The sequence below is a fragment of the Hydrocarboniphaga sp. genome (assembly GCF_028291725.1).
Lineage (GTDB): Bacteria > Pseudomonadota > Gammaproteobacteria > Nevskiales > Nevskiaceae > Hydrocarboniphaga.
The window spans coordinates 142,056-167,087 of sequence record NZ_JAQGNT010000026.1 but is presented as its reverse complement, the minus strand read 5'-3'; the positions used below and the strand labels follow the sequence as shown (position 1 = coordinate 167,087).

Sequence of the window (25,032 nt, the reverse complement as noted above, 5' to 3'; positions counted from 1 at the left end):
ATCGGGATCGCTCGTCTCACTAGATAACAGAATCACCCCTGGGGCACCACAAGCCCAGGTCCATTAGCACTTTCAAGCGGAGCATTTAGACGACATGGGAAGCGATCACAACCTCGGCGCCATGAGCCAGAACGTGCTGTGGTATTCGCAGCTGGGAATGAAGGACGTCGAGATCGTCGGCGGCAAGAACGCCTCGCTCGGCGAGATGATCGGCAACCTCGCCGCCTCCGGCGTGCACGTGCCGAACGGCTTTGCGACCACCGCCTCGGCCTACCGCGAGTTCCTCGCGTTCGAAGGCCTGGCCGACAAGATCAACGGCATGCTCGACGCGCTCGACGTGGACGACGTGCAGGCCCTCGCCATCTGCGGTAAAAGCATCCGCGAAGCGGTCATGAAGGCACCCTTCCCGACCGATCTCGAGAAGGAAATCCGCTCCGCCTACGACATCCTGCTCGCCGAAAGCACGGCCGAAATCTCAGTCGCGGTGCGCTCGTCGGCCACCGCCGAGGATCTGCCCGACGCCTCGTTTGCCGGCCAGCAGGAAACCTTCCTGAACGTGCAGGGCATCGATCATGTGCTCGCCGCGATCAAGGAAGTGTTCGCCTCGCTGTTCAACGACCGCGCGATCAGCTACCGCGTGCATCAGAACTTCGCGCACAGCCAGGTCGCGCTGTCGGCCGGCATCCAGCGCATGGTGCGCTCGGACCGCGGCGCTTCCGGCGTGATGTTCACCATGGACACCGAATCCGGCTTCCGCGACGCGGTGTTCATCACCGCCAGCTACGGGCTCGGCGAAGCCGTGGTCCAGGGCGCGGTCAACCCCGACGAGTTCTACAGCTACAAGCTGTCGCTGCGCGCCGGCAAGCCCTCGATCCTGAAGCGCGGCCTGGGCGAAAAAGCCAAGAAAATGGTCTATACCAAGGACCGCATGCTCGGCCGCACGGTCGAGTTCGTGCCGGTGTCGACCGAAGAGCGCCAGAAGTTCTGCATCAACGACGCGGACGTCGAGAACCTCGCCCGCCAGGCGCTGATCATCGAAGACCATTACGGCCGGCCGATGGATATCGAGTGGGGCAAGGACGGCGTCGACGGCGGCATCTACATCCTGCAGGCGCGCCCGGAGACCGTGCAGTCGCGCAGTAGCGCGAACACGCTGCGCCGCTACAAGCTCAAGGGCAAAAGCACGGTGCTGGCCAGCGGCCGCGCGATCGGCCAGAAGATCGGCGCCGGCAAGGTACGCCTGCTGAAGTCGGTCGACGAGATGTCGCGCGTGCAGATCGGCGACGTGCTGGTCACCGACATGACCGACCCCGATTGGGAGCCGGTGATGAAGCGCGCCAGCGCCATCGTCACCAACCGCGGCGGCCGCACCTGCCATGCCGCGATCATCGCGCGTGAACTCGGCATTCCGGCGGTCGTCGGCTGCGGCGACGCGACCCAGGTGCTGAAGGACGGCCGGGCGGTCACCGTGTCCTGCGCCGAAGGCGATACCGGCCAGATCTACGACGGCAACATCGACTTCCAGGTCGACGAGATCGCGCTCGACAAAATGCCGGAGATCCCGCTCAAGATCATGATGAACGTCGGCACGCCGGAGCAGGCTTTCGACTTCGCCGCGCTGCCGCACCGCGGCGTCGGCCTGGCGCGCACCGAGTTCATCGTCAACCGCCAGATCGGCATCCATCCGCAAGCCCTGCTCGAGCTCGACAAGCAGCCGCCCGAAATCCGCCGCACGATCGATTCGATGATCGCCGCCTACGACTCGCCGCGCGACTACTTCGTCAAGCGCCTGGCCGAAGGCATCTCGACCATCGCCGCGGCCTTCGCGCCCGAGCCGGTGATCGTGCGCATGTCGGACTTCAAGTCCAACGAGTACGCGAACCTGGTCGGCGGCAAGCGCTACGAGCCGCACGAAGAGAATCCGATGATCGGCTTCCGCGGTGCCTCGCGCTACATCTCCGAGGGCTTCCGTCCGTGTTTCGACATGGAATGCGAGGCACTGAAGTTCGTGCGCGAGGAAATGGGCCTGAGCAACGTCAAGATCATGATCCCGTTCGTGCGCACCGTCGGCGAAGCCAGGCGCGTCAACGAGATCCTGGCCGAGAACGGCCTGAAGCGCGGCGAAGGCAGTGGTAAGGGCGGCCTGCAGGTCATCATGATGTGCGAGCTGCCGAGCAACGCGGTGCTGGCCGACCAGTTCCTCGAGCACTTCGACGGCTTCTCGATCGGCTCCAACGACATGACCCAGCTGACGCTGGGCCTGGATCGCGACTCCGGGCTGATCGCGCACCTGTTCGACGAGCGCAACGACGCGGTCAAGGCGATGCTGGCGATGGCGATCACCGCCTGCAAAAAAGCCAACAAGTACGTCGGCATCTGCGGCCAGGGGCCGTCGGACCATCCGGACCTGGCCAAATGGCTGCTGGATCAGGGCATCGAATCAATGTCGCTGAACCCGGATACGGTGGTCGAAACCTGGCTGTTCCTGGCCGGCCAGAGCCCCGCGGCCTGAGCCGGCGCGCGCCAGGGAGCCGCAGTGCGGCGGCGAGCGTCCTTACGGTTTCGTCGTGCATGGACTAGCTTTGCCTTGGCGGCGAAACCTGGTGCAAGTGAATCAAGATTTTGGAAACCGCCGAAGACACCGACTACACCGATCGGCCTGCAGAAAGACGGCGGCTGACATAGGATTTCCGACCCGCAGATTTCACAGAGTCGCCACCATGTCCGAACCCCAGCGCGTTCTCGTCGATGTCCGCGACGGCATCGCCACCGTCAGCCTGAACCGCGCCGACAAGCACAACGCCCTCGATCTGCCGATGTTCGACGCGCTGGTCGGGGCCGCATCGGATCTGCGCAAGCTCAAGGATCTGCGCGTGGTGATCCTGCGCGGCGAAGGTCCGTCGTTCTGCTCCGGCCTCGACGTCGGCAGCGTGCTGAAGAAACCTTTGAAGATGGCGCGCAGTTTCGCCACTTACGGCATCAAGCACAGCAACGTGTTTCAGCAGGCCGGGCTGTGCTGGCGGGATCTGCCGGTGCCGGTCATCGCCGCGATTCATGGCAGCTGCTACGGCGGTGGCCTGCAGATCGCGCTCGGCGCCGACTTCCGGATCGCCGCAGCGGACGCCAAGCTGTCGGTCATGGAAATCAAGTGGGGCCTGGTGCCGGACATGTCGGGCACCGCCACCTTGCGCGACCTGATGCCGCTGGACGTCGCCAAGAAGCTCGCGATGACCGGCCAGATCGTCAGTGGCATGGAGGCACTGGCGCTGCACCTGGTCACGGAAGTCGCATCCGATCCGCTCGCTGCGGCGCAGGAACTGGCCGCGACGCTGATCGGCAAGTCGCCTGATGCGCTGGGCGGAATCAAGCAGCTGTTCGACGCCAACTGGAACGCGAGCGTAGCGCGCGCGTTGGCGCTGGAGCGCAAGATCCAGTTGCGCATGCTCACCGGACGCAATCATCGCGAAGCGGTCAAGGCGAACGTCGAAAAACGCTCGCCGGCATTCCAGGCGCGCAGCTTCGGCGGCTCGTAGGTCGGCAATCCCTTGCCGACATGCCCGGTCAATCCGCATCGGGCATTCACGTCGGCAAGGGAATGCCGACCTACGGCTCAGCTTAGTCGTGAGTCAGAAGTTCCATGATGAATATGCCAGCAGAGGTAGGCTGGGTTGAGGAACGAAACCCAGCGCTTTCCGTCGATCCCGGTGCTGGGTTTCCGCTGCGCTGCAACCCAGCCTACTCGGTGTTCGATCTGCCGGATGACGACGGCTAGCCGGCGGCCTGCTGATCGAACTTCTGCTGTAGTGCGATGCGCAGTTTCTGGAACAGCTCGCGATACAGCCGTCCTTTGGGCGGCGCGGCTTCGGCGTCAGGATTGCTCTGCTGGAGCCGGGTCTGCTCGCGGCGCACGTTGCGGATCAGCGAGCGCAGTTGCTGTAGATTGGCTTCCGGCACGATCTCGACCCACTCGGTCACCGCGGCATCGTCGGCGAGCAGCCGGGTGCGCCACAGCTCCGCCTCCTGCAGAAGCTTGTTCTGGCCGTGACGGTAAGCATGGATCGCGGCCCGGAAAGATTCGGAATCGGCGTCGCGCAGCATCTTGCCGATGAACTGCGACTGGCGGCGGATCGCCTCGCGGGACGTCAGGCGTTGCAGCTCGACCAGCGCGTTGCGCAGACGATCCTCCATCTGCAGCGCGGCGAGCTGCGACGGCGGCAGCTCGAGCAGTGCAACGCCCAGATCCTGCAGCTCGTGCATCGCCTGCTTGACCTGGGTCTTGCTCGGGCCCAGATCCTCGTCGGCATCCTCGTGGGAATCGCGAAGATCCGGCCGCCAGTCACTGCCCTTTTTCATACCTGATGCCATGCCTGCTTCCACCGCTTGCTGAGGGAACCTCTGATCCCGCAAGCGTTCGGTCGAACCCGCGGCCCTGCTAGTGCAGTGTTTCACGCTAAGCGACCCTTATCGAGCCCCCCAGTTGCTGTCGGGCAAGGCGCCGGGCGCGGGCCATAGCGAGAGCTATGGGCAAGCCCGGCAACGCCGCCCGGCGGCAACTGGGGGGCTCCCTGCGGGCGAGCCGCCAAGGGGGCAGGCGCCGCGTTGCGACGGCTTGCCATATGTCCAATATGCCGGCGCCGCCGCGCCTTGCGCCTGCCCCCTTGGCGACTCGCGATAAGGGTCGCTTAGCGTGAAACACTGCACTAGAGCACCACTTCCAGCTTCGGTGTGCCGCCGGAAATCGGCGTGGCCGGCTCGCGCGGCAGGCGGATATGGAACTCGGTGCCCTCGCCCACTTTCGACTCGGCCCAGATTTCGCCGCCATGGTGGTTGGCGATTTTACGGCAGATCGCCAAACCGATCCCGGTTCCCTCGTAATCGTCGGCGTGATGCAGGCGCCGGAACACCGCGAAAATCGTTTCGAGCTGGTCCGCCGGCACGCCGATGCCATTGTCCTTGATCACCAGATGCCAGTGGCTGCCATCGGGCCAGGCGCTGACGCGAATCAGCGGCGCGACTCCGGGCCGGTGGAACTTGCTGGCGTTGTCGATCAGGTTCTGGAACAGCTGGGTCAGCAGGCCGTGGTCGGCCTTGATCTCGGGCAGCGAGTCGTCGATCTGCACGCTGGCACCGCGACTCTCCAGCGTCGGTTTCAGCGACACCAGCGTCTTTTTGAGCGTGGCTTCGAGCGGCGCTCGCGTGAACGAGGAATCACCGCGGCCGACACGGGACAGCGCCAGCAGATCGGTGATCAGCGTCTGCATCTGGCGCACGCCCTTGTCGATAAAGTCGAGGAACTCGACCGCGTCACCACCGAGCTTGTCGCGATGCCGGCGCATCAGCAGCTGCGAGAAGCCGGAGACGTTGCGCAGCGGCGCCTGCAGGTCGTGCGAGGTGATGTAGGCAAACTGCTCGAGCTCCTGCACCGCGCGCTTGTACTCGGTCAGCGAACGGCGCAGATCGGCTTCCGCGCCTTCGCGCAGCTTGATCTCTTCACGCAGGCGCAGGTTCGCGGTCTCCAGCTCCTCGGGCGTGCGCATCGACAACAGCCGCGGAATCAGCGGAATGATCGCGAACGCGGTGGCCAGCGACACGGCCGCGGTCAAGGCGCGCTGCCAGCCCTGCAGCCAGTAGAGCGGCTTCCAGACCACGACGATGTCGAGGACGTGGCCGGCACCGCACAGAATGATGAAAGCGGCAAACAGCCCGATCGCCCAGTTGAAAGAAAGGCGCCGGCCGATTCTGCGGCTGACATAGACCAGCGTGAGCGGAATCATGAAATAGGCCAAAGCCACCAGCGCATCGGAGACTACGTGCAGCAGAATCAGATTGGTCTGCTGCAGGTAGCACACGCCATGCGGCAGAAATCCCCCAACCTCTATCAGGTCACTCATCGGGTTCTCCCCTTTTGCTAACTGTGCTTACGATCCGTCCTTACTATCCGTGGCTCTGTGCAGGCCAACGAGCGGTATCCAGGCCTTCCGGACCCAACCGCAGCCGTTCCGGCAGCCGGTCCGCGGTTTCGGCCGAACTGAACAACTGCCCCTGCATCAGCTTACAGCCCATCGCTTGCAGGATTCGAGATTCCTCCACCGTCTCGACGCCGGTGACGACTACCGGCAGGCACAGCGCGTCGGCAGCACCGCGCATCGCCAGCACCGACCGGTGCATCGAGCCCTGCTGGCCTTCTTCCTGCAAGGCGCGCATCACGTGCCGGCCGAGCTTCACACCGGACAGCGGCAGGGTCGTGATCCACTTCATCGCCTCGCCGTCGGGGCCGAACTGGTCGAGCAGTACGCCGAAACCAAGCTCCCGCGCCTGGCGCAATTGCGAGGCGATGTCGTGCGACAGCTCGCCCGCCAGCAGGGAAACCGGAACCTCGAGGTGCAGGTCGGCCGGATCAATACCGGCCGAAACCGCGATCTTCGCCAAAGCCGGCAGATAACGCTCGTCGCCGAGCTCGGCTTCGCCGACGTTCAGCGACAGGCTGCCGAGCCTCAGGCCCTGGTCGACCCAGCTGCGCCATTGCATCAGCGCTTTCATTGCGACATGCAGGCCGATCTCGCAGCCGCGGCCGCTGGCAGCCGCCGCGCGCAGGAAATCATCGGGCCCTTGCATCCCGCCTTCACGATCCCAGCGCAGCAACACCTCGGTGCCGACAAAATTCTGCGAGGTGACGTCGATCCAGGGGTGATACAGCAGCGAAAAACGGTCCTGTTCGAGCGCCAGCTCGAGCTCCGCGCGGAAATCCGCCGCGCGATCCGCGGCGCGCATTGCCAGCGCATCTTCGTAGAACGCGACGCCGCCGCCGGCGCGCTTGGCCTCGTACATCGCGCGATCGGCCCGCTCCATCAGCACCTCGACCGTCTCGCCATGCTGCGGGAACAGCACGATGCCGACGCTGGCATCGAGATCGATCTGGTGTTCGCCGATCTGGCGGACCGCCATCACCCGCTCGCGCATACGGCGCGCGCGCGGCCCTGCATCGAGCTTGTTGTCGAACTGGCGCATCAGCACCAGGAATTCATCGCCGCCGACGCGCGCGACACTGTCGGCCGGGCGCACAGTTTCGCGCAGGATCTGGGCAACGCGTACCAACAGATCGTCCCCGACGCGGTGGCCGTAGCGATCGTTGACCGCCTTGAACCCGTCCAGATCGAGATAGCACAGCGCGAAGGTCTCGCCGCTCAGATGAGCCTGCCCGATCGACTGTTCCAGCCGGTCGTAGAGCAGCTCGCGATTGGCAAGGCCGGTGAGGCTGTCGTGACTGGCGCGATGGAACTCGCGATAGCGCTGATCCTCGAGATCGTAGACATGCTTGTTGCGCTCGATCGCGTGACGCAGCAGACGCAAGATCTTGGTGCCGTCGAAATGGCCCTTGATCAGATATTCCTGGGCACCGAGACGAATCGCCTCCACCGCGACATGTTCGTCGTCGTTGCCGGTCAGCACGACGATCGCGACGCGCCGGTCGATGCTGCGCAGCGCCTCGACGTTGGCGACGCCGTGGCCATCCGGAAGATTCAGGTCGAGCAGTACGCAGGTGAAGCTGTAGCGCTTCATTTCGGCCAGCGCTTCGGTCAGTGTGCGCACCACACGGATAACCACCGGTTCGGTCGCCGCGACATCGCGCAGGCTCTCCGACAGCAGGCGCGCATCCGCCGCACTGTCCTCGACCAGCAGGATTCCGATCGGCTGGCGTCGGCTGGCGACGGCGTTCATCCCTGGCTCGTACGCCCCGGCAACTGCACGACACCGAACCAGAAGTCGCGGATCAGCTTGGCCAGGTCGGCGAACTGGCTCATGTCGACGGGCTTGGTCAGGAACGCGTTCGCGTGCGAGTCGTAGCAGGCATTCACATCGCTCTCGGCGCGCGACGTGGTCAGGATCAGCACCGGGATGCGGCGCAGCTCGGGGCTTTGCTTCAACTGGGTGAGGACTTCCAGGCCGGACTTACGCGGCAGATTCAGATCCAGCAGGATCAGGTCCGGCGTCGGGCTGCCCGCGTACTCGTCCTGGCTGCAGGCCATCTTCAGGGCCTGCTCGCCATCCCTGGCGATCAGCAGCGATCCACTGACACCGGCTTCCTCCAACACCTCGCAGGCCAGCCGGACGTCGGCCGGATTGTCTTCGACGAGCAGAATGACCGGCGATTTTCCAGTTGTATTATTCGACATAGCACCATCTGCTCCTTCCGCCACCCTACGGTGACACCAGCCTAGCGGTAGGCCGTTAGGAGTGCCAATCTTAGGGTTACGCGCGGACATGATCGCTAGATAAAATGTCGGGCGGATACCGCCCGACAGGGCTCGCTGTGCCGTTAGTCCTGAAGCATGAAAACCGATCGGAACAGCGCTGCCCTGCATGCCATTCTCGGCGCCGCCGCGTTCTCGGTCACCGGCGCCTGCATCAAGGCCGCCGCGGTCTGGGCGAACAACGAGCAGATCGTTTTCTTTCGCAGCCTGATCAATTTTCTGGTGTTGCTTCCGTGGGCGCTGAACACCGGCCGCAGCGGGCTGGCGACACAGCGTCTCGGCGGCCATCTATGGCGCAGCGGCCTCGGGCTGGCGGCGATGTACTGCTTCTTCTACGCGATCCCGCGGCTGCCGCTGGCGGAGGCGATGCTGCTGAATTATTCGTCGCCGCTCTACCTTCCGTTCGCGGCCTGGCTGTGGATACGCGAAAAGCCCTCATCGAGCGCGCTGCTGGCCTCGCTGCTGGGTCTTGCCGGCATCGCGCTGATCGTCAAACCGGGGGCCGGCGGCCTGGCGTCGACCGCCGCCCTTGTCGGATGGTTGTCCGGCTTGCTCGCGGCCACCGCCATGGTCAGCATCCGGCGCATTTCCGACACTGAGCCGACGCTGCGGATCGTGTTTTATTTCGCGGCATGCTCGAGTGCGCTGTCGCTGATGCCCATGCTGTGGTTCTGGACTCCGCTGCCGCGCGCCGCCTGGCTACCGCTGCTGGGGGCCGGTCTTGCGGCGACGGCGGGACAGCTGGCGCTGACTCGCGCGTACAGCCTCGCGGCCGCGGCGCTGGTCGGCCCCTTCACCTACACCTGCGTGCTGTTTTCGGCGCTGCTCGCCTGGATCGTCTGGGGAGAATCGCTGGACAGGCTGTCGATCGCCGGCGGCCTGGTCGTGATCGGCAGCTGCATCCTGGTCAGCCTGCGGCGGCGCGAGCCTCGGCTTGACGAATGAATCACACGTAGGTCGGCAATCCCTTGCCGACGTGCACCCTCGGATGCGCAATCGTGGCCTCACGTCGGCAAGGGATTGCCGACCTACGGCGGAATGCGCAGATCCTCGATCTGAACGCCGTAGTCGTTTTGCAGATGCTGGCGAAACCAGGTGAACGCCGGCGCCGCGATTTCGGCCGATCCCTTGATGCCGAACTCGATATGCCGCGCCCGGCTGGCATCGCCGCGCGACGGCAGGCTCGACAGCGACACGCCAGGGAAATCGCGCAGCACCTGCTCCATCAGATCGAGCAGATCGCCCTCGGATGAGGTGCCGGTCGCGCGCAGGCTGTATTCGACCGGCGGCGCGGCGCGGTGCAGGTGCCGCAGCCGCGTATCCAGCACCCATTCCAGCATCGGCCAGGCCATCTCCGGGAATCCGGGCACGCAGTAGACCTCGTTCAACGAAAACCCGGCGACACGGTTGACCGGATTCGGAATCAGCGCGGCGCCGGCCGGGAAATCCGCCATCAGCACGCGATTCGGGAAAGCTTTCTCGGCATATTCGTTGACGATCAGCGCCTCGCCTTCGGCGTGGCGCACGAGCGGCACATTGAACGCGCGCGCAACCGCCTGACGCGTGCGATCGTCCGGCGTCGCACCAATGCCGCCGCAGCTCAGCACGACATCGCCGCGAGCATGCAGCTGTGCGACGGCTTGCGCGATGCGCTCCTCGTCGTCGCCGACGATGCGCACTTCGGCCAGCTCGATGCCGCGCGCATGCAACAGCTCGCGCACTTTCGACAGATGCCGGTCCTGGCGCTTGCCGGACAGGATCTCGTCGCCGACGATCAGCAAGGCAAGGCTCGTCACTCGAACGCCCAGCCGAACTTCTTGATCGAGTTGAACAGGTCGGTCTCGGTGACGATGCCGATGATCCTGCCATTCTGCTCGATAGGCAGACGGCTGAAGTTCTTCGCCGACAGCAGCACGGCGGCATCGCGGATCGTGGTTTCGGCCGGCACCGACTGCAGCGGACGCGAGGCCAGATCCCCGACCTTGGCGGTGGCCGGATTGCGGTTGCCCTGAACCACCTTGGTGACGATGTCGCGACGCGTCAGGATGCCCCAGTCGCCGGCGGCGTTCGGATCGACGACGACCGAGCTGATGCCGTTGTCGGCCATCACGCCCATCACCGTTTCGATGGTCTCGTTGTCGGACACCGTGATCAGCGAGCGCGTCATCAGGTCGCCGACCGTATGCGGCACGCGGCCGGTCGCGATCATCTCTTCGGTCGGCTGCAGCAGGCGGCGGATTTCGCGCTGCTTGCGTTCCTTGATCAGCTGATCCTGCTGCGCCTTGCGCTTGGCGCCAAGGTCGACACCGCCCTGCATGCGCTCGATCAGCGCATCGGCGAAGGCGCTGGTGCTGACCTCCCTGGCGCCGTCGATCTGGCGGGCGAAATCATAGGTGACGATGCCGTCACTTATGACTTCCGGATACACCAGCGTGATCAGGTCGGCAGCCTCGGCCCAGCCCATGTACTCGAGCATCATCACGCCCGAGAACAGCAGCGAACCGGGGTTGACCTTGTTCAGGCCGGCATACTTCGGCGCGGTGCCGTGGGTCGCTTCGAACACCGCCACAGCGTCGCCGATGTTGGCGCCCGGAGCGATGCCGACGCCACCGACTTCCGCCGCGATCGCGTCGGACAGGTAATCGCCGTTGAGGTTCATCGTGGCGAGCACGTCGAACTCTTCCGGGCGCAGCAGCATCATCTGGAACATGATGTCGGCGATGCGGTCCTTGACGACGATCTTGCCCTGCGGCTGCTTGCCCTTGTACTCGCCGTAGAGCTGCTCTTCGGTGATCGTGACGTCGCCGAACTCGTCGCGGGCGACTTCGTAGCCCCAGTTCCGGAACGCGCCTTCCGTGTACTTCATGATGTTGCCCTTATGCACCAGGGTCACCGATTCGCGGCCCTTGTCGATCGCGTACTGGATCGCCTTGCGCACCAGGCGCTTGGTGCCGAACGCGGAGATCGGCTTGACGCCGAGTCCGGCGCCTTCGAAGAACTTCGCGCCGAGTTCATCGCGCAGGAACCGCGCGAGCTTCTCGTTCTCCGGCGAGCCGGACTTGTATTCGATACCGGTGTAAACGTCCTCGGTGTTCTCGCGGAAGATCACCACGTCGACTTTGCCCGGATTTTTCAGCGGGCTCGGCACGCCGGCGTAGTGGCGCACCGGGCGCACGCAGGCGTACAGATCCAGATCCTGGCGCAGCGCGACGTTGAGGCTGCGGAAGCCGCCGCCGACCGGTGTCGTCAGCGGGCCCTTGATCGACACGACCAGGTCGCGCAGCGCGGTGATGGTCTCGTCCGGGCAGTAGTTGCCCTCGTACAGGCCGGCCGCTTTTTCACCGAGATAGACTTCGCACCAGTGGATTTTGCGCTCGCCGCCGTAGGCCTTCTCGACTGCGGCGTCCCAGATGCGCAGACAGGCCCTGGTGATATCCGGGCCGATGCCGTCGCCCTCGACATAGCCGACGATCGGCTGATCCGGCATCTGCAGCTTGCCGTCGCGGATCGTGATTTTCTGACCGCCGACGGGGACTTTGATGTTGCGGTAAGACGTGCTCATGGCCCACCTCGCTCCGTTCCGGCTTCGCGCTGAATCGGCGCGCAAATCAATCTGTCAATTCTAACACCTCGATTTTCGCCGCCGGTTCGCCCGCGGCTACGAACCGCGATAAGCCGGCGTGCCGTGCTTCCGCACGACCGACGAAAATTTCGGCGTATGAAACGACGATGCCCGCTTGCGCGGGCATCGTCGACGGATACTGCGTACCGATCAGGCGGCTTTCTTGGTCGCCGCTTCCTGCAGCATCTTCGCCAGCTCACCGGACTGATGCAGGTCGAGCGCGATGTCGCAGCCACCGACCAGCTCGCCCTTCACGTACAGCTGCGGAAAAGTCGGCCAGTTCGCGAACTTGGGCAGCGCTCGATAGATCTCTTCGTCCTCGTAGATATTGACGTAGGCATATTCGACATCGCAGGAATTCAGCGCCTGAACGGTACGCGCCGAAAATCCGCATTGCGGGAAATCGGGAGTGCCCTTCATGTACAGAATGATGGGGTTATCGGTTACTTGCTTCTTGATGCGTTCCAGAGCATCCATGGCACCCTCCGGTGATGAGTGGGCGGTTTGGCAGTCGCGGATTATACCGATGCGCAGCGTGTCTGTAGCCTTGAAGCCCTTCAGGGCGGAGCAAGATTCGTTCCGCAAACTGGCGGCGCGGCCCATCCCGTGCGTCATCAGCGCGGCTGATCGAGGCGATCACAAGGTGATTACCGGGCTGTCGATATTGAATCTGCACCCAGCGCGGCTTATCTTGGCCGTCCAACGCGATCAAAACCGGCCGCGTCATCGAGCCAGCCGCCCCCCGGCCCCAGCAAGACCTAAGGAACAACCATGGCACTCACACTCCCCGAACTGCCCTACGCCAAAGACGCTCTCGCCCCGCACATGTCGGCCGAGACGCTCGAGTTTCACTACGGAAAGCATCACAAGGCCTACGTCGACAACGGCAACAAGCTGATCGCCGGTACCGAATTCGAAAACATGGCGCTGGAAGACATTGTCAAGAAGTCTTCGGGCAAGATCTTCAACAACGCCGCGCAGGTCTGGAACCACAGCTTCTTCTGGAACTGCCTGACACCGACCCAGGCTGCGCCGAGCAAGAAGCTGACCGACGCGCTGGTCAAGGCCTTCGGCGGCATCGACGACTTCAAGAAGCAGTTCACCGAAACCGCGATCGGCACCTTCGGCTCCGGCTGGGCCTGGCTGGTCAAGAATGCCGACGGCAGCCTGGCGATCACCAGCACGCCCAACGCGCAAACGCCGCTGACCGAGGGCAAGACGCCGCTGCTGACCTGCGATGTCTGGGAGCACGCCTACTACGTCGATTACCGCAATGCGCGCCCGAGCTATGTCGAGCACTTCTGGGCGCTGGTGAACTGGGAATTCGTCGAGAAGAACCTCGGCTGATCAAGCCAGCTGCACCTACGGGCCGCGCTGACAGCGCGGCCCGTTTCATTTTCGTTTGTTCTTTTCGTTTCACTTTTCCGTTCAGCTGGACCACCGTTCGAACGTCATGACACGCCATTTTCTGCAGCTCAGCGATCTGTCACCGGCCGAGGCCGCCCGCGTCATCGCGCGCGCGCAACAGCTCAAATCGAGCCGCGACATCATGCATCGTCCTTTCGTCGGCAAGACGCTGGCGATGATCTTTTCCAAGAACTCGACGCGCACCCGCGTCAGCTTCGAGTCCGGCATGGCCCGTTTCGGCGGCCATGCGCTGTTCCTGCATTCCGGCGTCACCCAGCTCGGCCGCGACGAGCCGATTGCCGACACCGCGCGCGTGCTGTCGCGCATGTGCGACGCGATCATGATCCGCAACGATTCACAGGCCGACCAGACCGAGATGGCCGCGTATTCGCGCGTGCCGGTGATCAACGGCCTTTCCGATCTGCATCATCCCTGTCAGCTGCTGGCCGACATGCAAACCTGGGCCGAGCATCGCGGCGACTGCGCCGGCAAGACCGCCGCCTGGATCGGCGACGGCAACAATGTCTGCCATTCGATGATCCAGGCTGCGGAGCTGTTCGGCTTCAGGCTGCGCATCGCCGCGCCGAAGGGCTATGAGCCCGATGCCGGCATCGTCGCCAGCGCCGGCGACGCGGTCAGCCTTTGCAGCGGGGCAGCCGAGGCCGCGCGCGATGCCGACCTGATCGTCACCGACACCTGGACCAGCATGGGCCAGGAGGCCGAAACCCAGCGGCGACTGGCCGCCTTCTGCGGCTACCAGGTCGACGACGCGCTGATGAAGCTGGCCAGGCCGGACGCGCTGTTCATGCACTGCCTGCCGGCACACCGCGGCGAAGAAGTCAGCGCCAGTGTGATCGACGGCGCGCAGTCGGTGGTCTGGGACGAGGCCGAGAACCGGCTTTGGGCGCAGATGGCGCTGCTCGAATTCCTGCTCGCTGCCTGAAACTCGACACCATGCCCGCGAGTCATCCCCTGCCAGAAGGCATCGCTGACAGCGTTGCCCATGCACTTGCCGAGGATATCGGCAGCGGCGATGTCACCGCCCGGCTGGTCGATGCGAACATCGCAGCGCGCGCCCGCGTGATCTCGCGCGAGAACGCGGTGATCTGCGGCCGTGCCTGGGTCGACGAAGTGTTCCGCCAGGTCGACACCGGCATCCGCATCGAATGGCAAGTAAGCGAAGGCGAACAGGTCGTGCCCGATCAGCGCCTGTTCACGCTGCAGGGCCCGGCACGCGCATTGCTGACCGGAGAGCGTAGCGCGCTGAATTTTCTGCAGACCTTGTCGGGAACCGCAAGCACGGTACGGACCTACGTCGATGCTGTGGCCGGTACAGCTTGCAAGATCGTCGATACGCGCAAGACGCTGCCCGGCCTGCGCCGCGCGCAGAAATACGCGGTGCTCTGCGGCGGCGGCTACAACCATCGCATCGGGCTCTACGACGGCATCCTGATCAAGGAAAACCACATCGCCGCGGCGGGCGGCATTGCGGCCGCCATCGCACAGGCACGTGCACTGAACGCCGGCGTGCCTTTGATGACCGAAGCCGAAACCCTTGAAGAAGCGCAGATCGCGATCAACGGGAACGTCGACCTGCTGCTGGTCGACGATTTCGATCTCGACATGCTGCGCGAGGCGGTGCGGCTGACGCGCGAGCATCGCGCTCGCGGCGGTGTGACCTTGCTCGAATATTCCGGCGGCGCCACTTTGGATACCGCGCATGCTTACGCCGAAACCGGCATCGACCGCATCGCGATCGGCGCGCTGACCAAGCATCTGCGCGCGGTGGATCTGTCGATGCGCTTCGAAGATTGAAAACACACTTCGATCCGCAACTGTAGGAGCGGTCCTTGACCGCGATTGCGCCGGCGCAGTCTCAATCGCGGTCAAGGACCGCTCCTACAGTCCGATCGTCCAGAGCAGGTCGATCACCGCTTGCACCGCGGTCAGATCACCACTGCTGCGCCACTCCACGCCGCCCCCGCCCACTTCGGCCAGCAAACCCTCGCGCTCCAGCACGCGCTGCGTCTGGCGCGCGACGGCTGCGCCGGTGTCGAGCAATTGCACCTGTGGCCCGGCAATGTCCGCGATCACCGCGCGCAGAAACGGATAATGCGTGCAGCCGAGTACCAGCACGTCGGCGCCGGCATCCAGCAGCGGCTGCACATAACCACGCAATAGCGCACGCAACTCCGCGCTGTCGATATCGCCACGCTCGACGTGTTCGACCAGCCCCGGGCAGGGCTGCGTGATCATGCGCACTTCACGCGCATGCTGTCGCATCAGGTGGTGGAATTTCTGCCCGCCCAGCGCGGCGCCGGTCGCGAGCACGCCGATCACGCCGCTGCGTGTTGCCGCGACCGCCGGCTTGACTGCCGGCTCCATGCCGATGAAGGGCACCGGATAAGTTGCACGCAGATGTTCGACCGCCGCGATCGTCGCGGTGTTGCAGGCGACGACGATCAGCTTGGCGCCGGAGGCGAGCAGGTTCTCGGTGATCACCATGCTGCGCGCCTGGATCTCGGCCTGAGGCTTGCCGCCGTAAGGGCAATGGCCGCTGTCGGCGAAATAGATCAGGCGCTCGGCCGGTATGGTTCGGCGGATTTCGCGCAGCACCGACAGACCGCCGACGCCGGAGTCGAAAACACCGATCGGCGCCGCGTTCATGCGAGTTCCGGGAATCGGCCCTACGTCAGTGCAGCGCGCTGCTGCTCAGCGTCGGCTCGCAGAAGCACAGCGCATACATCGCGCGGCGATCCGTCATCAGCGACAGCGCACGATTCACGTCGCCCTGCTTGAGCCACTGCTGCATCCGGCTGTTGACGCCGTTCGGCAGCCAGTTGAGGTTGATCTGCGCGGAGCCGAAAAACTGCGTCAGGATCGACAGCGGGCCGCTGGGCGCGTTCTCGAAAGGCTCGAGCCGCCACTGGCCGTCGCTGAGCCCGGCCAGCTTCGCCGCGGAATCGGCCGCCTGCTCCAGGCCGCCGAACTCGTCGATCAGGCCCAGATCCTTGGCATCGTGGCCGCTCCAGACGCGGCCGCGCGCAATCTCGTCGACGCGCTTGACGTCGAGCTTGCGGCCTGCGGCGACGCCTTCGACGAACTGGCGATAGCCGTGGTCGATCTGCGACTGCACGATCGCCTTCACGTCGTCGCTGAGCGGGCGATCCATGCGGAACGCGCCGGCCAGCGGCGTGGTGCCGACGCCGTCGGTATGGATACCGAGTTTCTCCAGCGGTTTGTCCAGCGTCGGGATCAGGCCGAAGATGCCGATCGAGCCGGTGATCGTCGATTCGTGCGCAAAAATGCGGTCCGAGGCCATGCTGACCCAGTAGCCGCCGGACGCGGCGACGCCGGACATCGACACCACCACCGGCTTGCCGTCGGCGCGCAGCTCCTGCACGCCGCGCCGGATCTGCTCGGACGCCCAGACGCTGCCGCCGGGCGAGTCGACGCGCAGCACGACCGCGGCGACGTGGTCGTCGCGACGCGCCTGGTCGAGCAGATCGAAGATCGCATCGCCACCGGCCTGGCCGGCCTGGCCGATGCCGTCGACGATCTCGCCCTGCACCGCGATCATCGCGACTTCGCTGTTGTCGCCATGCACTTCGTGCTGACGCTTCTCGCGATGCACCGCGCTCAGGTAGTCGTGGAAATGGATCTGGCGGAAGCTGCCGTTGTCGTCGTCGTCGCCGACTTTCTCGGCGACACGCTTGCGGAACTCCGCCAGGGTTTCCAGGTGATTGACCAGGCCGGCGTCGAGCGCCAGCTTGGCGGCGTCGCCCTGATGTGCGGCGAGTTCCTTGCTGAAGCTGGCGACGTAACGATTGGCGAAGCCCGGGTCGAGCTTGCGGTTGGCCGAGACGGTGTCGTCGTAGCTCTTCCACAGGTCCGACAGCCATTCCATGCTCGCGGACTTGGCTTCTTCCGACATGTCGTTGCGCAGGAACGGCTCGACCGCCGACTTGTATTCGCCGACGCGGAACACGTTGATCGTCACGCCGAGCTTGTCGAGGCCTTCCTTGAAATAGTTCTGATAGGAGCCCAGGCCTTCGAGCAGGATGCTGCCGAACGGGTCCATCGACACGTCGTCCGCCTGCGCCGCGGCGAAGTAGCCGATCTGGTCGTAGGACGGGCCGTAGGCGTAGATCGGCTTGTTCGACGCGCGGAATTTCTTCATCGCCGCGCCCAGCTCCTCGAGCTGCGGCATGCTCGCCGAAGTCAGGTTGTCGAGCTTGAGCACCGCAACCGAAATGCGCTCGTCGGTGGCAGCGGCCTCGAGCGCATCGGTCAGATCCGTCAGGCGGGTCTGCGACGGCGGCTCGCCGTTGAACTGCTCGATCAGGCGCTGGCCCGGATCGCTGTCAAGCTGGTCGACCAGCGCCCCGCTCGGCCACAGCACCAGTGCAATGTTGGAATCGACGTGCTTGGCCGGCCCGCCGGTAAACGCCATGTACAGCGCGTACAGAAACACGCAGAAGCCGACGATGACGACCGCCCGATACAGGTTGACGATCAGGGACCACAGGCCGCCGAAGATGCGGCGGATCAGGGATTTTTGCTGCGGGGGTTTATCGCTCATGCGTCCGTTGTCTTTGGGTTCAGGGCCGGGAGGCCGGGCCTAGGACCGGAGTATGGCATGCGCGGTTCAACCGGCTGTTCAATCCGCTGCGGCCGCGAACAGGATGCTCGCAGCGGGCCAGGATCGGCTACGGGGGACCGCCGGGCAGACCACCGGACTGGGACGAGGCCGATTTGATCGACAGCATCTGAGCCGGGTCGGCTCCGTTGCGCTTCGGGCTTGAAACCGTCCAGACCAGTGAGGGAAGTTCACTTTCAAACGAAGGCCAGCACGAGGAGAACGGAAGCTATAATAAAATAAGCGGAGCAGAAGCTAAAAAACAGTATGGGCTGGGTTGAATATTTTATCTCATGACCAGCGACATATATCGCTCCGCTCTTTATAAGCACAAGTAACAATCCGAAAAAGGTAATAGAGGCAACCAAGAATCCCATCAGATCAACCAATCGGTAGATGAGGCAAGCAGACGCTTACAGTCCAATCGGATCGGATTGCAGATAACCGGATTTTTCCGCGCATCATAGCGATACTGACAAGCCTGCATAGGCTCAAGCAGTGCCGACTCGATGCGCGCCAATGGCCCGGACCCCTCGGAGCGTCCGGTAGTTGATCGTCAGCAGAACAGCAACCCCGGCGACGGCTGTAAAACGAAATAGGCGCGTCGTAAATGGTGCGAGCAAGTTGTGCTCATAGCCCCCATATAGATAAATAGCTGCCATTAGGAACGCAAACCACGAGAGAAACGCCGAAATAAAGGCGGCCCAATTCTTAAGCTGTATATGGCCAATGGAAAGTCCAAGCAGACCTGCCACACAAAATAACCCAAAGACTTCGGGCGAGGACCGGCTTGCCATTGTCCATGCAATTACGACTACACCGAGAAGAAGCAAAACACCGAACACGCGGTTGGCCATCGTTAAGAAGCTCGTCGTAACACTACTTGCTGCAGCCACAAGCGCCTCCTATCATTCCATCCCAACCACCTTGAGCGCCAGCCTTAAGTTCATTCCATGTGGATGGAGAATTCGTCCACGGGGAATTCAAGGGCGTCACTCTTTCAATCGCGTTTGCACTCGATTTCAATGCGTAATACCCAGCAGCCGCGGGCGCCATAAGCGGACCCACTGCATATCTTCCCAAAAGCGCCGATTCGGTTTCGCTACGAGCAAACAGATAATGCTCGGCGTTGCGTAATGCCTCTCCGTCTGTTCCCGGAACTACCGGTCGGGTATAAATCGAATTGCGCGCCTGAGCCGTTTGGTTCCACGCCTTGCCAGCGTCACCCCCTGCTTGATCAAGAAAATCTTGAGCCTTGCAGTCTCCAAGGAAAGCCAAACCCTTTGGATCGACGAACGAAACGGGATTCCCACCGACATATGCACATATTGCCTTCGAACCTCTACTTCCGACGAGGCATTACTGCCATTGCGAAAAGAGCCAAGCCGTACAGGCTAATCAACGATCGTTCGGGAGTAATGTGATGAATCAAGGCGGCTGTACCGTCGGCGAAATTCTGTGAGTTGCCGCTACTACTCATCGCAATCTCAATGGTACGGCGTGCAGCAGCCTGCAGAGAAAATGTGACGCAGCATAAAAGAAGTGCAAAGAGTGCAAAGCTACATATTGCCCTGACTAAATTGCTTTTAGTTAACAAGCCGAACGACAGAAGAAGCAAAGCAAAAGCGGCAAAAAGATACGAAGTCATTGCCCACATCCGCATGTTGCTGTGGGACCGCCACCGTTTATTTCGGCCGATCCTCTGTCGTATCCTGCATCAATGAATGGCTTGCTGACCGCATCACTTGGCACCGTAGCTGGGCGGCTATTGTCAAAAAGCTCAAATCCTATACCGCCCGCCCTTACCCCAGCATAGCCGCCAGTACCGAAATAAGCTCCTGCGTAGCCAGCGAGGTAGTTCCCAAATTGTCCAGCATTCATCGTCTGGCCTCCGGCGACAAATGTGTCGCCAGCTTGTAGCACCTTGAAGTCTAGGTTTCCCGGAATCGCATGGTTGGCCACCCCATTGATAGCTCGACTAAGGAGCGACCCAGACATATCGTCTCTCACGCGCCCGAAGTATTGCTGCGTCTCGCACGCAGTGTAGTCCTTCAGCCCGCTCGCATCCGTTCTCGAAATAGGGTTGCCACTTGCATAGGCATAAACATTCCTACCACCAAGCAACCCCAGTGGATCTGCCTGAACATACCGACCGGTGTTTGAATCGTAGTATCGATGCCAGTTGTACCAAAGACCTGATTCAGTATCGTAATACTGTCCCGGGAAACCGACATTGAGATCGCCGATCGTATTGGATACCACCGTTCGATCGTAGGCCTCATTGCGTGCACGCCACACAACGCCGTTGTTATCGTCGGTCACGACCTCTGGTCGGCCGGAAGCATCGTTGCTCACGTAATAAAGCTTGTTCGAGTCGATGAAGGCAACAATCTGGCCGTTAGCCCATACGTAATTCCGGACCATCGAAAGTCCGTTTTTATTGGTCTCGGCAAGCAGCGCGCCGTCGGGCGAATAGCTATACCGAAAAGTGCCACCTCCACCACCGGACTTCATGACACGCATCCCCAAGCCGTTGTAGGCGTAAGTAACGGTGTTGCTGGCAACGGTACTGGAAGCGACTTGATAGAAAGCGTCGTAAGCCAAAGTCAGACCAAATGGGTAGCCAGAGCGGGTGTACAAATCGCCTACATCGTTATAGATGAAGCTGCTCGGCCGCGTTCCGGTAATAGAAGTCAGTTTGTTATCCGTGACGGCAACAACATCCGTATCAGTCGCCCCTGCATAGGTATGGGTACTGGAATTTCCGTTGGCGTCGAACAGCCAGCTTTGATTGCCAAACGATGCCGTGACCGAAGTTAGCTGATTTAAAGCGTCATAGCCGAAGGTCTGCGAATAGCTGGAATTAATATAGTTCGTGCTGGTCTGGAGATTATTCGCTACGTCGAATCCGTAGGTCAGGCTCTGCACACTCGTCGTGGACATCCCCGAAACCCGGTAGTCGGTATCAACCGCAAACCCATGTGTCGAGCCACTACCGAACGGGAGCTGCGTCATTGGACCGAACGGCAGATACTGAATATTGGAAGCGACGGTGTGAGTACCACTCAGCAAGCCGAGACTGGCCGTAATACCCGAGATGTGCTGCTTGGAATCGTATGAGTAATCGACGACATTTCCACCGGGGTAGGTGATTTCGGCGACGCGGTCCATCGAATCGTAAGCCCACTTCGTCGTGTAGGTGCTGCCGATACCGGACAGGGCCTGCTTCACCGGCAGATCGTTATCCCCGTAATCGAACGTCGTTGTGACATTTCCGCTCAGCGAACAAGTCAGCGCGTTACCCGATGGGCAGGGGTTCTCGATAATTTTGCAGAGATGGCCTACGCCATCATCGCAATTGTCGTAGGTAAGCGCTTTTTTGGCCTCCCCGATCGTCACATCTGTCAAACGATCCAGCAAATCATAGCCATAATTGGTAGAAATGTTATCGGCGCGAAGCATGCTGATAACGTTGCCAGACATATCGTGAATGTACTCCGAGTTCCCGGAGTCGGGGCTGCTGATCGACACTTGCTGACCAAAGCCGTCATAGCCATAACTAGTCGTCGCTGCTGTACTTCCTCGTGGGTCGGTCACGCTCGCAATCAGCCCGTGCGGGTCGTACGTCCGATAAACTGTCTTTAAATTGGGATCCGTTATTTGATCCAATTCATTATAGGCATCGTAGTGATAGGTGTACGTGTGGTTTTTGGCATCCGTGATGGATTTAATGTTCGGATTTCCCGCATCAAAATATGCGTAGACAAGGACCTGCCCATGGTCCCCGTAATGACTATGCACCCGCCCCGCTTCGTCATAATACCAACCCTCCCGGAACACTGTGCCCGACGACGTCGCGATATAGTGCAAGGTCGGCTGACTCAAAGCGTTGTAATCCCAGTTCTCCAGATCAGTCGGGGCGCTACCGAAATAACGTGTTCTCATTCGGCCCGCATCGTCGTAAGTCATCCATATCCGGCTTCCATCAGGATATAGAATTGAATTGATGAGTCCGTGCTTTTCGTACGAATATCCAGTCGTCCGGGCAACGCCATCGATGACGCGCGATCTGCCAATGAGCCTGCCCCGCTCATCGTAGTCAAAATTGGTAATGTGGCCATTCGGGTCGACAATCTGGCCGACTTGTCCTCGCCCGTTGTAGGCCGAATAGGTTGTCGTTTGGGACAAGGCATTGGTAAATGAAGCCAAATCGCCCGAAGTTGAATAAGTGTAGGTTTCGGTTTGTCCGGTTCTAGGGCCGTCAATGGTCATCGAAGCCAACGTGGCATTACTGTTAAAGGTGTATGAGTAAGTCAGAATACGTGTTTGACTATAGACCCCGTGATAAGGGTCTTCATTGATGGTCGTTACGGTGTATGGCCGTCCAGCCGCTGCGGAACTCTGAGGGTAATACGTATAGTCGGTTTCACGCAGGACTGTCGTGCCTTTCCACAGTAATTCTTGGGTGAGCCGATTATTGGCTGTATCCCAGGAATACGTGTATTTCCGGTTGTTGGCGTCGATATATTCAGACAGCTTGTGCCCGTAACCGTCGTAGCTGTAGTTCGTTATCGCATTGTTCCAGTCGGTTGTCGTTTTGATGAATCCGTTGGAATCGTAGGTTATTGATTGCACTCCGTTCGGACAGTTCGTGACGTGCCCGGCGGTCACGGACAACAGCGTTCGAGAGGAATTGCTGGCAGTGGTGTACGTGTAAACCGAGGTTGAACCCAAAGCATTGGTCACCGTGGTCGTATTGGTACCCGACGCAAAACCGGTTGTTTCGACATTACCTGCCAGCGTGGTCTGCGATACCAACGAGCCGGAGTAGGTGATCGTGCTGTAGCGGGTTCCGTTTAGCGCGTAGCCCGTCAGGGCGGTGGGCAGCGATGCATTTTCGTAGTAGTAAGTGGTGTAGTCGCCATTCGGATATCTAACGCTGGTCAGCACCGTCGTTCCTTGCGGGGCGGAGTAACCATACGTGACGATCTTGCTTGCGGGATCGGTGATCGCGGTGATTCGTCCGTTGGTCCAGGAAACCAAGAACGAGCGTCCCGATGAATGATCGATTTCGTAAATGGTGCCGCTTGAGTCCCGCAGAAAAGTCCAGCCTACTCCGTACCTCTTGATCGATTGGATCCTTCCATCGGCCAAGAAATGTCGTTCGCCGTTAGCGTCGTCATGGAGAATCCAGCCATCGGAGGTGTCGACCAAATAGTCAATGGTTTGGGGCTTCACATCGACCCAGCGATTGACCGAACTGTTCCACTTGTAGGTAAACATCGCGCCATCTGACCGAACCCACTTGATGTTGTTGTAGCCGTCATGCGGCGTACAAGCGGGGCAGCCCTGAGTCAGAATTAGCTTCTGATCGATCTCGCTGATCCAATTCGGACCGAATGCACCGATATTTGTATTGAGTCCGTTGTAAACGCGATTGAGTTGTAGCGGTGTTTCTCCATTGCTCGCCAAGTCGTGCTGAGGCAGGACCTCCGTTCTCGTAAGGATGTCAACGGGGTCTCCGGCAATGGGCGTCGTATCCGCAGCGCCGGAAGCGGCGTTACAGCCGGGATCCTTTGCAACCGTATCCGCATCCGGGGGCGTCGGAGCGATTCCCTTATTACTATGGCCGCCACCGCCGCCGCCGCCACCCCCTCCTTCACCTCCTCCAGAAACCACACCCCCTCCCCCAGGCGTGCAAACGCTGAAGTCGTAGTTGCCGTTGGAATAGAAATCATCGCAGTAGCCCGGCGGAGGGGGACCGCTATCTCTTGCCTCTGCAGCAGGGGCTGTAAAAGTGATCGCCATTGTGGCCGATATCGCGAGAGCGAAAGCCGTACTCGCGCTTAAGGCGGCCAAAGCCACGTTGAACCAACCCACGAACGTGGATTTCATTATTTTTTTCCCCAATAGTCCCAGCGGCGCCCCTCGCGCCGTTCCTGAAACAGGGTAAGCGAACAGCACATTACAAATCGTATCGCTATGTATCTCCTAGGGATGTACGCTCGAAATGAAGCTGCTGGACAGGCTCGTCAACGATACGAGGCAAAGCACAAAACCAAAGACGACTCTTTCAAATTATTGCTTACGGCGCCGTCGCCGGCAGTTCTCCAGCATCACCCACCGCCTTCTTCGCTCGCCGCGGCGCACTCTCCACCCGGCTCGCCGTGCGCCAGGCTCGTAGCTTCTCCGGCTCGGCTGCGAACTTGTTGTTGACGATGGCGTTGAGTTCCAGCACGGCGTTGCCGGCGGTGTCGAGGATTTGTTCGATGAGTTGGGTGTTTTCGACGCCGTCCTGGGTTTCGCCCTGGTTGGTTTGGTTGGCGGCGCGCAGGTCTTCTCGGTATTTGCGCAGGGTTTGCACGAAGTCGGCGGCGATTTCGTAAGGATAGAAGCGGGCACGCAGCGCGGCCTTGGCGCTTGTTTCGTCGGCGCTGTCGTCGGGCTGGTCTTCGAGCCGTTTCAGCAGGGCGTCGGTATGAGTCAGCAGCGGCGGTTCGCCGGGTTTGTCGGGCATGCGATACGGTGTGGCGAAGCCGGGGTCGCTCAGCGCGATGGCGCGGGCGGTGCGGGCGATGGTTTTGCTGTGCTCGGCGAGCGCTTTGAACAGGGGGCGCTTGTCGATGAGATCGGGAACCTGGCCGGCCTTGGCGGCTTCCAACTCGACCAGGTGCTGATCGGCCTGAGCCAGCAATTCGGCGGCTTTGGAGCCGGGTGGAAAATCCGCGGCGCGTTCCCGGCCGAAGGTTTGTACTCGGGTGAGACGCTGGTACCGACGCTGATCGCGATTGTTCATAACAAGCCCCCGGCTGTCTGTGGTCGCACCCCCAACGGGTGCGCCATGACGATGCCCGAAGGTGTCTGCTTTCGTCGCAGACCTTCGTCACAGTTGGTGACGTGTTGTGAAGCGGAGACGAGTTGATATCCGTCACCGCATCAGGCGATGGCGGATAGCGCTTCAACAACACCGGCCGCGACTGACGCAGCCCCGCCGTCGCCTGAAGCGACCCCGGCATGGACTCGACGCTACTTCATGATGGTCTGAACCGATCCAAGGTAGATTTCAAGCGGCCAGGAACCTTGCTGAACCTATCAACGCCTCAACTGACGCG

19 protein-coding genes are annotated in these 25,032 nt (G+C 61.7%); 6 read left to right on the top strand and 13 right to left on the bottom strand.

What is annotated here, in order from left to right; translation table 11 throughout:
• Positions 1-121: 121 nt before the first annotated feature.
• Both ppsA and JWQ90_RS07460 read left to right on the top strand, forming a co-directional pair.
• Positions 122-2,512: a phosphoenolpyruvate synthase gene (gene ppsA / locus JWQ90_RS07465; protein ID WP_366919461.1), complete on the top strand. Its 2,391-nt coding sequence runs from the start codon at positions 122-124 to the stop codon at positions 2,510-2,512.
• 208 nt (positions 2,513-2,720) lie between these two features.
• Entirely contained in the window at positions 2,721-3,533 is an 813-nt protein-coding gene (locus JWQ90_RS07460; protein ID WP_299691507.1) for a crotonase/enoyl-CoA hydratase family protein, read from the top strand.
• Between the two features lie 235 nt (positions 3,534-3,768).
• Here the strand turns inward: JWQ90_RS07460 and yjgA are convergent, their stop codons facing one another.
• From yjgA to JWQ90_RS07440, 4 genes are all read right to left on the bottom strand, one after another.
• Positions 3,769-4,353 carry a ribosome biogenesis factor YjgA gene (gene yjgA / locus JWQ90_RS07455; RefSeq protein ID WP_299691504.1) on the bottom strand — a complete coding sequence of 195 codons (585 nt, stop codon included), beginning with the start codon at positions 4,351-4,353 and terminating at the stop codon, positions 3,769-3,771.
• Between the two features lie 347 nt (positions 4,354-4,700).
• Positions 4,701-5,891, bottom strand: a complete 1,191-nt coding sequence (locus JWQ90_RS07450) for an ATP-binding protein (RefSeq protein WP_299691502.1) — start codon at positions 5,889-5,891, stop codon at positions 4,701-4,703.
• A gap of 43 nt (positions 5,892-5,934) precedes the next feature.
• Positions 5,935-7,719 (bottom strand): diguanylate cyclase, encoded by a 1,785-nt coding sequence (locus JWQ90_RS07445; protein WP_299691499.1) that lies wholly within the window; start codon positions 7,717-7,719, stop codon positions 5,935-5,937.
• On the bottom strand, positions 7,716-8,174 hold the full coding sequence (locus JWQ90_RS07440) for a response regulator (protein WP_299691496.1): 459 nt from the start codon (positions 8,172-8,174) through the stop codon (positions 7,716-7,718). The genes JWQ90_RS07445 and JWQ90_RS07440 overlap by 4 nt, the downstream gene beginning before the upstream one ends.
• A 156-nt stretch (positions 8,175-8,330) precedes the next feature.
• On the opposite strand from JWQ90_RS07440, the gene JWQ90_RS07435 reads away from it, so the two are divergent.
• A complete protein-coding gene (locus JWQ90_RS07435) occupies positions 8,331-9,197 on the top strand; it encodes a DMT family transporter (protein WP_299691493.1) in 867 nt (288 codons plus the stop codon).
• 83 nt (positions 9,198-9,280) lie between these two features.
• Here JWQ90_RS07435 and JWQ90_RS07430 read toward each other — a convergent pair whose 3' ends face one another.
• From JWQ90_RS07430 to grxD, 3 genes are all read right to left on the bottom strand, one after another.
• Positions 9,281-10,048, bottom strand: a complete 768-nt coding sequence (locus JWQ90_RS07430; protein WP_299691490.1) for a molybdopterin-binding protein — start codon at positions 10,046-10,048, stop codon at positions 9,281-9,283.
• Entirely contained in the window at positions 10,045-11,814 is a 1,770-nt protein-coding gene (gene icd, locus JWQ90_RS07420; protein ID WP_366919455.1) for an isocitrate dehydrogenase (NADP(+)), read from the bottom strand. The genes JWQ90_RS07430 and icd overlap by 4 nt, the downstream gene beginning before the upstream one ends.
• Positions 11,815-12,024: 210 nt before the next feature.
• Complete coding sequence (gene grxD / locus JWQ90_RS07415) at positions 12,025-12,351, bottom strand: Grx4 family monothiol glutaredoxin (RefSeq protein WP_299691488.1); 327 nt, start codon at positions 12,349-12,351, stop codon at positions 12,025-12,027.
• A 294-nt stretch (positions 12,352-12,645) separates the two neighbouring features.
• Between grxD and JWQ90_RS07410 the strand changes: the two genes are divergently transcribed.
• The 3 genes from JWQ90_RS07410 to nadC all read left to right on the top strand — a co-directional run bounded on the left by JWQ90_RS07410 (position 12,646) and on the right by nadC (position 15,096).
• Complete coding sequence (locus tag JWQ90_RS07410) at positions 12,646-13,221, top strand: Fe-Mn family superoxide dismutase (RefSeq protein ID WP_299691485.1); 576 nt, start codon at positions 12,646-12,648, stop codon at positions 13,219-13,221.
• A gap of 106 nt (positions 13,222-13,327) precedes the next feature.
• Positions 13,328-14,224, top strand: a complete 897-nt coding sequence (gene argF / locus JWQ90_RS07405) for an ornithine carbamoyltransferase (RefSeq protein ID WP_299691483.1) — start codon at positions 13,328-13,330, stop codon at positions 14,222-14,224.
• An 11-nt stretch (positions 14,225-14,235) separates the two neighbouring features.
• The gene (gene nadC, locus JWQ90_RS07400; RefSeq protein WP_299691481.1) at positions 14,236-15,096 is read left to right on the top strand and encodes a carboxylating nicotinate-nucleotide diphosphorylase; all 861 of its coding nucleotides are present in this window, start codon (positions 14,236-14,238) and stop codon (positions 15,094-15,096) included.
• Positions 15,097-15,180: 84 nt separating this feature from the next.
• Here the strand turns inward: nadC and murI are convergent, their stop codons facing one another.
• The 6 genes from murI to JWQ90_RS07370 form a co-directional block, all read right to left on the bottom strand.
• Positions 15,181-15,948, bottom strand: coding sequence for a glutamate racemase (gene murI, locus JWQ90_RS07395; protein WP_299691480.1), 768 nt, complete (start codon positions 15,946-15,948; stop codon positions 15,181-15,183).
• A 25-nt stretch (positions 15,949-15,973) separates the two neighbouring features.
• On the bottom strand, positions 15,974-17,863 hold the full coding sequence (gene sppA / locus JWQ90_RS07390; RefSeq protein ID WP_299691477.1) for a signal peptide peptidase SppA: 1,890 nt from the start codon (positions 17,861-17,863) through the stop codon (positions 15,974-15,976).
• 548 nt (positions 17,864-18,411) lie between these two features.
• Positions 18,412-18,777: a hypothetical protein gene (locus JWQ90_RS07385; RefSeq protein WP_299691475.1), complete on the bottom strand. Its 366-nt coding sequence runs from the start codon at positions 18,775-18,777 to the stop codon at positions 18,412-18,414.
• A 485-nt stretch (positions 18,778-19,262) separates the two neighbouring features.
• The gene (locus tag JWQ90_RS07380; protein WP_299691473.1) at positions 19,263-19,568 is read right to left on the bottom strand and encodes a hypothetical protein; all 306 of its coding nucleotides are present in this window, start codon (positions 19,566-19,568) and stop codon (positions 19,263-19,265) included.
• A complete protein-coding gene (locus JWQ90_RS07375; protein WP_299691470.1) occupies positions 19,565-23,815 on the bottom strand; it encodes an RHS repeat-associated core domain-containing protein in 4,251 nt (1,416 codons plus the stop codon). The genes JWQ90_RS07380 and JWQ90_RS07375 overlap by 4 nt, the downstream gene beginning before the upstream one ends.
• 190 nt (positions 23,816-24,005) lie before the next feature.
• Positions 24,006-24,614 (bottom strand): hypothetical protein, encoded by a 609-nt coding sequence (locus JWQ90_RS07370; RefSeq protein WP_299691467.1) that lies wholly within the window; start codon positions 24,612-24,614, stop codon positions 24,006-24,008.
• Between the last annotated feature and the right edge of the window lie 418 nt (positions 24,615-25,032).